Source organism: Aureimonas sp. AU40, assembly GCF_001463785.1.
Taxonomy (GTDB): Bacteria; Pseudomonadota; Alphaproteobacteria; order Rhizobiales; family Rhizobiaceae; genus Aureimonas.
Map to the genome: position 1 here is coordinate 48248 of NZ_BBWL01000054.1, position 10309 is coordinate 58556.

Below are 10309 nucleotides of genomic sequence, written 5' to 3' on the forward strand. Positions count from 1 at the left end.
CGGCGCTCCGTGACCGATCGCAGTCTTCCCCACCCCGTTCCCGCCGCCGGCCTCGCGCAGGCGCCAGTTCCCGTCGCCTCGCCCGGTCCCTGGGCCATCGCGTGGCGGCGCCTGAAGCGGGACCGCGCCGCGATGGTCGCGCTTCTCGTTCTCGTTCTGGTCGCGCTGTCCTGCCTCTGCGCGCCGCTCTACGCCTCGCATGTGTCGGGCACCAATCCCTTCGCCACCAATCTCAACGGCCAGATCACGCTGGACGGACAGGCGCGGCCGGTTCTTGAGCCTTCCACCACCGGGCTCGGCCTCGGCATGACGCCGATCGGCCCGACCTGGCGCTGGGGGCCGTATATGCTGGGGGCCGACAACCAGGGGCGGGACATCGCCGCGCGCATGCTCTACGGCGGGCGCAACTCGCTGCTGATCGCCGGCACGGCGACGATCCTCACCCTCACGCTCGCCGTCGTGGTGGGGCTCGCCTGCGGCTTCTTCGGCGGGATCGTGGACGGCGTCCTGAACCGGATTCTGGACGTGCTCTGGGCCTTCCCGATCTATCTTCTCGCCATCTCGCTTTCGATCGTGCTCATCGCGCAAGGCGTCACGATCGGCCCGATCGAGGTCAAGGCCGGCAGTCTCTGGCTTCCGATCGCCATCATCGGCATCGTCTACGTGCCCTATGTCGCGCGCCCGATCCGCGGCCAGACCCTGTCCCTCATGCAGTCGGAATTCGTGGCCGCCGCCACCGCGCTGGGCGTGCCGCCCTGGCGCGTCTTCTTCAAGGACCTCCTGCCCAACGTCGTGCCGCGCGTCATCGTGATGGTGCCGATCCTGCTCGCGCTCAACATGATCACCGAATCCTCCCTGTCCTTTCTGTCGATCGGCGTTCAGCCACCGGACGCCTCCTGGGGCACGATCATCCAGGATGGGCAGGGCCTTCTCTACTCCAGGCCCATCGTGGCGCTGGCACCGGGCCTTGCGATCGCGCTGACCGTTCTGGCGCTCAACATCCTCGGCGACGGAGTGCGCGACGCCTTCGATCCACGCGCCAAGGTGAGGATCGCCTGATGCTGTTCGCGATCCTCTCCCGCCTCGGCCGGCTCATCTTCGTGATGTTCGGCATCAGCGTCATCGTGTTTCTGATCTTCTTCGCGACGCCCGGCGCCGACCCCGCCGCCCGCATCGCCGGGCGCAACGCCTCGCCTCAGACGCTCGAACAGGTCCGCCAGAGCTTCGGGCTCGATCAGCCGCTGCCCGTTCAATATGGGCTGATGATGAAGCGGCTCTTCATCACGCAGGACCTCACCTCCTTCGTCAATCGCGGGCAGAAGGTCGTGCCCGCCGTGACCAAGGCCATTCCGGTCACCCTGTCGCTGGTTCTGGGCGCCGCCGTGCTCTGGGTCTTCGGCGGCCTCGTCGTCGGCGTTGCGGCCGCCGCCATGCGCGGCAGCGTCGCCGATAAGGCGCTGATGGCGATCAGCCTCGTCGGCGTGTCCATGCCGGTCTTCTGGGTCGGCGAGGTGATGAACCTCCTCTCGCAGAGCCGGCTGCATCACACGTTTCTCTTCTCCTGGGTGCCGCCGCTCGGCTACAAGCCGCTGCTCACCGATCCCGTCGGCTGGTTCAAGGCGCTGCTCATTCCCTGGGTGACACTCGCCATCCTCTATATCGGCCTTTACGGCCGCATCCTTCGCGCCGATCTCATCGAGACCATGCAGGAAGACTTCGTGCGCACGGCGCGCGCCAAGGGTCTGTCGGAAGGGCGCATTCTCCTGCGCCACGGCGTTCGCTCCTCGCTGGTCGCCTTCGTCACCATGTTCGGCCTCGATTTCGGCGCGCTGATCGGCGGCGGCGCGCTTTTGACGGAGGTGGTGTTCGGCCTGCGCGGCGTCGGCAAGATGACCTACGACGCGCTTCAGACGCTCGATCTGCCGGTGATCCTCGCCACCGTTCTCTACGCCTCCTTCTTCGTGGTGGCCGCCAACGCGCTGGTGGACGCCCTCTATGCCGTGATCGATCCGAGGGTTCGCGATGCTCACTGAGCCGCTTCTGGCGATCCGCGACCTGAAGGTCGCCTTCCGCACCGAGCGCGGGCTGGTCCGCGCCGTGGACGGCGTGTCCTTCGACGTCGAGCGCGGCGAGGTTCTGGGGCTCGTGGGCGAGTCTGGCTCGGGCAAGACGCAGACGCTCCTGTCGATCCTCGGCCTGATCCTCGACCCCAATGCCGAGCTTTCCGGCTCCGTGCGGCTCGGCGGCGAGGAACTGGCGGGCATGGCGCCCCGGCGCCTGCGCCGCATCCGAGGCGCCAAGGCCGCGATGATCTTCCAGGACCCGATGACGGCGCTGACGCCGGTTCACAAGGTCGGCGCGCAGATCGTGGAACAGATCCGTGCCCATTCCGGCCTCTCGGCCAAGGCTGCCCGCGAGAAGGCACTGTCGCTTCTCGCCGAAGTCGGCATCCCCGACCCTGCCGGCGTCTTCACGCGCTATCCGCACCAGCTCTCGGGCGGCATGCGCCAGCGTGTCGTGATCGCCATGGCGGTCTCCTGCGAGCCGAGCCTGATCGTGGCGGACGAGCCGACCACGGCCTTGGACGTGACGGTGCAGGCGCAGATCCTCGCGCTTCTCGACCGGCTGCGCCGCGACCACGGCACGGGCATCGTCTTCGTCACGCACGATCTCGGCGTCGTGTCGGAGATCGCCGACCGGGTGGCGGTGATGTATGCCGGGCGGATCGTGGAAAGCGGGCCGGTCGAGGCGCTCTTTTCCGCGCCCCGCCATCCCTATACGCATGGTCTGTTTAACTCGATCCCGCCGCTGCGCGGGCCGCGCCCGCCGCGCCTGACGGGCATCCCCGGCCTGCCGCCCTCGAACGGCGCGCCGATCGAAGGCTGCGCCTTCGCGCCCCGCTGCGTCTACGCTTTCGCCCCCTGCGCGGCGCGCCCGCCGCTCGTGCCCGAAGGGGCGCAGAGCGTCGCCTGTTTCCTGCCGGACGCCGCCAAGGCTCGCTTCCGGCGCGACCAAGGACTCGCCGCATGAGCCCCGTCGGCGCTTCGCCCGCTCCCAGCCTTCCCCGCCCGCTGCTGCGCGCCAGCGGCATCACCAAGCGCTACACGGTCGGCCAGTCCCTGATCGCGGCGCGCCGCCGCGTCCTGACCGCCGTCGACAACGTCTCCTTCGACGTGATGCCCGGCGAGACGCTGGGGCTCGTCGGCGAATCCGGCTGCGGCAAGTCCACGCTCGGTCGCTGCCTGACGCGGCTTCACGATCTGTCCGAAGGGCGGCTCGAATTCGACGGAACCGAGATCGGCGACCTATCCCTGTCGCGCTTGCGCCCCCTGCGGGCCGGGCTCCAGATGGTGTTTCAGGACCCCTACGCCTCGCTCAACCCGCGACGGCGCATCGGCGATCTTCTCGCCGAGCCGCTGCGGGTCCATGGCCTTGCCAAGGGCGGCGAGATCGAGGGCCGGGTCGAGGAGCTTCTGCGCAGCGTCGAACTACCCGCCGACTTCGCCCGGCGCTATCCGCACGAACTCTCCGGCGGCCAGCGCCAGCGCATCGGCATTGCCCGCGCCCTGGCGCTGAAGCCCAAGCTCATCGTCGCGGACGAACCGGTGTCGGCGCTGGACGTCTCGGTCCAGGCGCAGATCGTCAATCTCTTCTGCGATCTTCGCGATCGCCACAACCTCACCTATGTGTTCATCGCCCACGATCTGGCGGTGGTGCGTCAGATTTCGACCCGCGTCGCGGTGATGGTTCTCGGCAGCATCGTGGAGATCGGCGAGGTGGATTCCCTCTTCGAGAACCCGCGCCATCCCTATACGAGCATGCTTCTCGACGCGATTCCCGAGCCGCACGCGCGCGGTCGCAAGACACGCGATCGCGCCCCTGCGCCAGCGCGCGAACTGCCGAGCCCGCTGAAGGCCCCGCCCGGATGCCGCTTCGAGCCTCGCTGCCCGAAGGCACGCGATGTTTGCCGGACGACGCGGCCCCTGCTGGAGGCCAAGGGCGGAAACACGCTGGCGGCCTGCCATTTTCCGTCCTGACGGCGAAGCTTTGTCGGGCGAACGGGCGCAGGCGTCGCCCCCTGCGGCGCTCGTAAAACGTGCCCGATTACATGGTGGCTGCCGACCCGATGGCGACCTAGTCGAGGCTGGCATCGTGCCATCGGTCGGCAAGGGAGCCGGGCTTGCACCGTTCCGCGACGAGCCGATCGATCCGGCGAGGATGATAGCCGATAAAGTCCAGCACGGCTTGCTCGACCTTGGTGGAATACGCCCAGCGCTGGCATGGACCCATCGCTACCCCATCGTAGCCGACGAAACCCCCTCAATCGTGACCATTGAGGCTGCGGCCATTCTTGCGGCTTCATTGAATACGCGCATCGGCGCTGTCCCAGCTTAAAATCGCGTCAGCCAACGCCTCCGCTTTTTTGATAGCCAGGGGCGCTTGCTCACGTCTCGCGATCGTGCCAGCATGTATAGACAAGCTGTCTCGTGAGGCGCCATGACGCTCGACGTTTCTCCAAGTGGCACGGCTGCCCGAGGCGGCATCCGCACCCCTGCCCAAGTTCGGTGGCTGGCATGATCGTTTTCGACAATGTCAGCAAACATTATCCCGGCGCCGCCGTCGCGGTGAACGGGCTCTCGCTGGAGGCGCCCAACGGCAAGCTGACCGTCTTCGTCGGCCCGTCGGGCTGCGGCAAGACGACGTCGCTTCGCATGGTCAACCGGCTGATCACGCCGACCTCCGGCACGATCCTCCTCGACGGCGAGCCCACCGACCGGATGGACGTGGCCCTGCTCCGGCGCCGGATCGGCTATGTCATCCAGCACGCGGGCCTGTTTCCGCATCTGACGGTCGTCCAGAACATCGCGTCGACGGCGCGGCTGAACGGCGTCGCCAAGCCCAAGGCGCTGAAGGACGCCCATGAGCTCCTGGAGCGCGTCGGGCTGACGCAGGCCTTCGCCCATCGCTATCCCTGGCAATTGTCGGGCGGGCAGCAGCAGCGCGTCGGCGTGGCGCGCGCGCTCGCCTCCGATCCGAAGTTCATGCTGATGGACGAGCCCTTCAGCGCGGTCGATCCCGTGGTTCGCGGGCAGTTGCAGGAGGAGTTTCTGCGGCTCCAGCGGGAGATCGGCAAGACGATCATCATGGTGACCCATGACATCGACGAGGCTCTGAAGCTGGGGGATCAGGTGGCGGTGCTGCGCACCGGCGGGACCCTGGCTCAGGTCGCGACGCCGCAGACCCTGCTGGCGCGGCCGGCGGACGCCTTCGTGGCCGATTTCGTCGGCCGGGACCGTGGCTACCGTTTCCTGTCTTTCGCCGAATTCGACGCCGCTCTGCCGCTCTGCGCCGAGCCCACCGTGCCGCTGGGCGCAACGCCCGAGGCCGTGCGGGCGGCGGCCATCGACCGGTGGGTTCTGGTGGCGGATGCGGCGGGCCGGCCTCTCGGCTGGGCCGACAGCGCTTCTCTGACAGGCCCCGTGCGCGAGGGCGACCTCAATCTCAGCGGCACGCTGGCGCCGCAGGGGAGCACGTTGCGGCATGTTCTGGATGCCGCCTTGAGCGCCCCGTCCGGGCGCGGCGTCGTTGTCGGACCGGGCGGCGAGCTCGTGGGAACGGCGACATTGACCGAGGTCGTCGCCGCCGTGGAGGGCGCCCGGCGGAGCCGTTCGGAGGCAGGCTCATGAAGTTCGACTGGCTCTGGCGCGAGTCCGGGCGCATCGCGGACCTGTTTCTCTGGCATTTGGGGCTCTCGGTGCTGCCCGTGCTGATCGGCCTGCTCCTCGCCCTGCCGCTGGGCTGGCTGGCGCAGCGCTCCGGGCTTTTCCGCTCCACCTTCCTCGGGGCGGCCGGACTTCTCTATACGATTCCCTCGCTCGCTCTCTTCGTGCTGCTGCCGCTGGTTCTGGGAACGCGCATCCTCGACCCGCTCAACGTCGTGGTCGCCCTCACCATCTACGCCCTTGCCCTGCTGGTGCGAACGGTGAGCGACGGGCTGGACTCCGTCTCGCCGGACGTTCTGCAAGCGGCGAGTGCGATGGGCTACCGCCGCCTGCCACGTCTTCTCTTCGTCGAACTTCCCCTGGCGGTGCCCGTCATCGCGGCGGGCCTGCGCGTCGCGGTCGTGTCCAATGTCAGCATCGTCTCGGTCGCGGCGCTGGTGGGCACGCCGCAGCTCGGCCTCCTGTTCACGCAGGGTCTTCAACTGCGCTTCCTGACGCCGATCATCGCGGGCATCGTTCTCTGCCTGCTTCTCGCCGCGCTTCTCGACGCGCTCGTGCTTCTCGTGGCGCACCGGCTGACGCCATGGCAGCCGAAAGGACGTTGACCCATGCTGGCCTGGTTTCTAGATCCCACCCATTGGAGCGGACCGGACGGCGTTCCCGTCCTCCTCGTTCAGCATCTCACCTATAGTGTCCTGGCCCTCCTCATCGCCTGTCTGATCGCGATGCCGATCGGGCTCTATGTCGGCCACACCCGCAAGGGCGTCGTCGTGATCGCGGGTCTCGCCAACGCGCTCCGCTCGCTTCCCAGCCTGGGGCTTATCGTGCTCCTGGTGATCCTCTTCGGTCCGGTCTTCGCGTCGGATCTCGCCTTCATCGTTCCGAGCCTCATCGTTCTCGTTCTCCTCGCCGTGCCGCCGATCATGACCGGCACCTATGCCGGGATCGCCGCCGTCGATCCGGCGGCGGTGGACGCGGCGCGCGGAATGGGGCACCGGCCGCTGGGCATCCTCTTCGGGGTCGAACTGCCCTGCGCCCTGCCGCTGATCTTCTCGGGGCTTCGCGGCGCGACGCTTCAGATCGTCTCGACGGCGACGATCGCCGCCTACGTTTCGCTCGGCGGGCTCGGGCGGCTGATCATCGATGGCCGCGCCCAGAACGACTATTACCAGATGGCCGCCGGCGCCGTTCTGGTCGGGCTTCTGGCGCTCGGCGTCGATCTCCTGATCGGCATCGTCTCGCGCCTGTCGGTCTCGCCGGGCCTGACCCGCCGCCTCGTTCGCGCGCGCTCCTGACATCGGCGCCGCAAGCCGCACTTCCTCAGCAACAAGGAGAACCCAAGCATGGCAGTCCGAATGATGCCCGCGGTCGGCGCGCTGGCGCTCATGGCCCTTTCCACCCTGCCCGGCTTGGCGCAGAGCAATCCGCTCGCAGCCGACGCTCCGGCGCGAACCGACACGAACACGATCATCGTCGGCTCGGCGGACTTCCCGGAGAGCCAGCTTCTGGCGACGATCTACGCCAAGGCGCTCGCCGCCAAGGGCCTCAAGACCGACATTCGCGCCAGCATCGGAAGCCGCGAGGTCTACATGCCGGCGCTCCTCGACGGCTCGATCGACCTCCTGCCGGAATATGCCGGCGCCACGCTCAGCTATCTCGACAAGAACGCCACCGCCCATTCGCCGCAGGATGTCGCCACCGCCCTCAAGGCCGCGCTGCCCAAGGGCGTCTCGATGCTGACACCCTCGCCCGCGCAGGACGGCGACGTTCTCGCCGTCCTGCGCGCCACCGCCGACAAGTACAAGCTCAAGACCATCGCCGACCTGAAGCCTCATGCCGGCGAACTGGTGCTCGGCGGGCCGCCGGAATGGAAGACCCGCAAGGAAGGCGTCGTCGGCCTGAAGGACGTCTACGGCCTGGAGTTCAAGTCGTTCAAGGCGCTCGACGTCGGCGGTCCGCTGACCGTGACGGCGCTCGCCAACGGCCAGGTCCAGGTCGCCGACCTGTTCTCGACGGACCCGGCGATCGCGGCGAACGACTTCGTCGCGCTGGACGACAACCAGAACCTGTTTCCGGCTCAGAACATCGTTCCGGTCATCGCCGCCGCCAAGGTGGACGACACCGTCACCAAGACGCTCGACGCGGTGTCCGCCGCTCTGACGACCAAGGACCTGATCGAGATGAACGGCCGCCTCGCGTCGCAGGAAAGCTATGATGTGGTGGCCGGCGAATGGCTCGCGACGCACAAGCTCGACTGAGCTTGTTCCGATCGCAGACAAACGAAAGGGGCGTCGCATCGCGGCGCCCCTTTTTCGTTCGTTCGACCGGCGGCGGAGCGCCGGATGTCAGTCGTCGATCTCGATGAAATAGGCGGGAACCGGCGCCGAGGCCGAGAGGCGAAGCGACAGGGCGATCGCGTCGCCCATAGCGACCTCGACTTCGGATCCGTCCATCGCGACCCGGCAGGGACCCAGCGGGATCACGAAGCCCCAGCGCCCCTCCAGCTCGATGGCGGGGCCGAGGCTAGGCACGAACGAAACGCGATGCGTACACGCGCCGCGCCGCGTCATGACATTGAGATCGCGGATCGGCCCGTCGTGCAGGCGGGCGAATGTCGGCGCGTCGGCGGGAAAGGACAGCGGGTCCGAGCCCGCCGTCAGGCTCCGACGCCCGTGCCCCTCGATCTCGAGATCCATCCCGTTGCCGGCGAGGATCGAGAGCGTGCGATCGATGCCTTCGAACCGCGAGAAAGGGCCGTCGCTCGCGACATCAGCCATGCTGATCCGCCAGTCGAAATCGGCAAGGCCCGCGCCCGGCGGATGGACGGCGATCTCGATGGTTTCCCCGCCGCCGTTCTTCCAGGGCATGCGCCGATGATCGGCGGCGCGCAGGATGCGGCCTTCGCTCACCGAAGGATCGCCGGCAGGCGCAGGCCCTTCTCACGGGCGCAGTCCAGCGCGATCTCGTAGCCGGCGTCGGCATGACGCATGACGCCGGTGCCGGGATCGTTCCAGAGCACGTTGGCAAGGCGCCGGTCGGCGTCCTCGCTGCCGTCGGCACAGATCACCATGCCGGAATGCTGGCTGAAGCCCATGCCGACGCCGCCGCCATGATGGAGCGAGACCCAGGTGGCGCCGGACGCCGTGTTGAGCAGCGCGTTGAGCAGCGGCCAGTCGGACACTGCGTCCGACCCGTCGCGCATCGCCTCCGTCTCGCGGTTGGGCGAGGCGACGGAGCCGGAGTCCAGATGATCGCGGCCGATCACGACCGGCGCCTTCAACTCGCCATTGCGCACCATCTCGTTGAAGGCGAGGCCCAGCCTGTGCCGGTCACCCAGGCCCACCCAGCAGATGCGCGCCGGCAGGCCCTGGAAGGCGATGCGCTCGCGCGCCATGTCGAGCCAGCGGTGGAGATGGGCGTTGTCGGGGAGAAGCTCCTTCACCTTGGCGTCGGTGCGGTAGATATCCTCCGGGTCGCCCGACAGGGCCGCCCAGCGGAACGGGCCGACGCCCCGGCAGAAGAGCGGGCGGATATAGGCCGGCACGAAGCCGGGGAAGTCGAAGGCGTTCTCCAGCCCCTCGTCCTTGGCCACTTGGCGGATGTTGTTGCCATAGTCGAGCGTCGGCACGCCGGCCTCGTGGAAGGCGAGCATGGCCTCGACATGGGTGCGCATGGAGGCGCGGGCCGCCTTCTCGACGGCCTTCGGATCGCTCTCCCGCTTGGCCCGCCATTCGCCCATGGTCCAGCCGGCGGGGAGATAGCCGTTGATCGGATCGTGCGCCGAGGTCTGGTCGGTGACGATGTCGGGGCGGATGCCGCGCCGGACCATCTCAGGCAGGATCTCGGCCGCGTTGCCGAGCAGCCCGACCGATTTCGCCTCCCCCGCCGCCGTCCAGCGCTCGATCATCGCCATGGCCTCGTCCAGCGTCTCGGCCTTCTCGTCTACATAGCGGGTGCGCAGGCGGAACTCGATCGAGTCCGGGTTGCACTCGATGGCAAGGCACGAGGCGCCGGCCATGACGGCGGCGAGCGGCTGCGCCCCGCCCATGCCGCCCAAGCCCCCCGTCAGCACCCATTTGCCCTTGAGACTGCCGCCGTAATGCTGGCGCCCGGCCTCCACGAAGGTCTCGTAGGTGCCCTGCACGATGCCTTGCGTGCCGATATAGATCCAGGAGCCGGCGGTCATCTGGCCGTACATGGCCAGACCGCGCTTATCCAGCTCGTTAAAATGATCCCAATTGGCCCAATGCGGCACGAGGTTGGAATTGGCGATGAGAACGCGCGGGGCGTCCTTGTGCGTGCGGAAGACGCCCACCGGCTTGCCGGACTGGACGAGCAGCGTCTCGTCCGCTTCCAGGTCGCGCAGCGTCGCGACGATGCGGTCGAAATCGTCCCATGTGCGCGCGGCGCGGCCGATGCCGCCATAGACCACCAGCTCGTGCGGGTTCTCCGCCACATCGGGATCGAGATTGTTCATGAGCATGCGCAGAGGCGCTTCGGTGAGCCAGCTCTTGGCGGTGAGCTCGGTGCCGGTCGCGGCGCGGACGGTGCGGGCGTTGTGGCGCGGGTTCGGGAGCGACATGGCC

General features: G+C 68.2%; 10 protein-coding genes. 8 read left to right on the forward strand and 2 right to left on the reverse strand.

The window, feature by feature from the left end; genetic code table 11:
* The first annotated feature begins 9 nt into the window (after positions 1–9).
* From AUL32_RS21330 to AUL32_RS21365, 8 genes are all read left to right on the forward strand, one after another.
* Complete coding sequence (locus tag AUL32_RS21330) at positions 10–1059, forward strand: ABC transporter permease (RefSeq protein ID WP_062119687.1); 1050 nt, start codon at positions 10–12, stop codon at positions 1057–1059.
* Positions 1059–2033 (forward strand): ABC transporter permease, encoded by a 975-nt coding sequence (locus AUL32_RS21335; protein ID WP_062119690.1) that lies wholly within the window; start codon positions 1059–1061, stop codon positions 2031–2033. The genes AUL32_RS21330 and AUL32_RS21335 overlap by 1 nt, the downstream gene beginning before the upstream one ends.
* Entirely contained in the window at positions 2023–3030 is a 1008-nt protein-coding gene (locus AUL32_RS21340) for an ABC transporter ATP-binding protein (protein ID WP_062119692.1), read from the forward strand. Before AUL32_RS21335 ends, AUL32_RS21340 begins: the two co-directional genes overlap by 11 nt.
* Complete coding sequence (locus AUL32_RS21345) at positions 3027–4037, forward strand: ABC transporter ATP-binding protein (protein ID WP_062119694.1); 1011 nt, start codon at positions 3027–3029, stop codon at positions 4035–4037. The genes AUL32_RS21340 and AUL32_RS21345 overlap by 4 nt, the downstream gene beginning before the upstream one ends.
* A 537-nt stretch (positions 4038–4574) precedes the next feature.
* Positions 4575–5687 carry an ABC transporter ATP-binding protein gene (locus AUL32_RS21350; RefSeq protein ID WP_062119697.1) on the forward strand — a complete coding sequence of 371 codons (1113 nt, stop codon included), beginning with the start codon at positions 4575–4577 and terminating at the stop codon, positions 5685–5687.
* Positions 5684–6328: an ABC transporter permease gene (locus tag AUL32_RS21355; RefSeq protein ID WP_061978745.1), complete on the forward strand. Its 645-nt coding sequence runs from the start codon at positions 5684–5686 to the stop codon at positions 6326–6328. Before AUL32_RS21350 ends, AUL32_RS21355 begins: the two co-directional genes overlap by 4 nt.
* Before the next feature lie 3 nt (positions 6329–6331).
* Complete coding sequence (locus AUL32_RS21360; RefSeq protein WP_062119700.1) at positions 6332–7018, forward strand: ABC transporter permease; 687 nt, start codon at positions 6332–6334, stop codon at positions 7016–7018.
* Positions 7019–7066: 48 nt separating this feature from the next.
* A complete protein-coding gene (locus AUL32_RS21365; RefSeq protein ID WP_062119703.1) occupies positions 7067–7981 on the forward strand; it encodes an ABC transporter substrate-binding protein in 915 nt (304 codons plus the stop codon).
* Between the two features lie 87 nt (positions 7982–8068).
* On the opposite strand, the gene AUL32_RS24720 is transcribed toward AUL32_RS21365, so the two are convergent.
* Together AUL32_RS24720 and hutU are read right to left on the reverse strand one after the other, a co-directional pair.
* Positions 8069–8590, reverse strand: a complete 522-nt coding sequence (locus AUL32_RS24720; RefSeq protein ID WP_082660013.1) for a HutD/Ves family protein — start codon at positions 8588–8590, stop codon at positions 8069–8071.
* Between the two features lie 38 nt (positions 8591–8628).
* Positions 8629–10305: a urocanate hydratase gene (hutU, locus tag AUL32_RS21375; protein ID WP_062119706.1), complete on the reverse strand. Its 1677-nt coding sequence runs from the start codon at positions 10303–10305 to the stop codon at positions 8629–8631.
* Positions 10306–10309 lie beyond the last annotated feature (4 nt).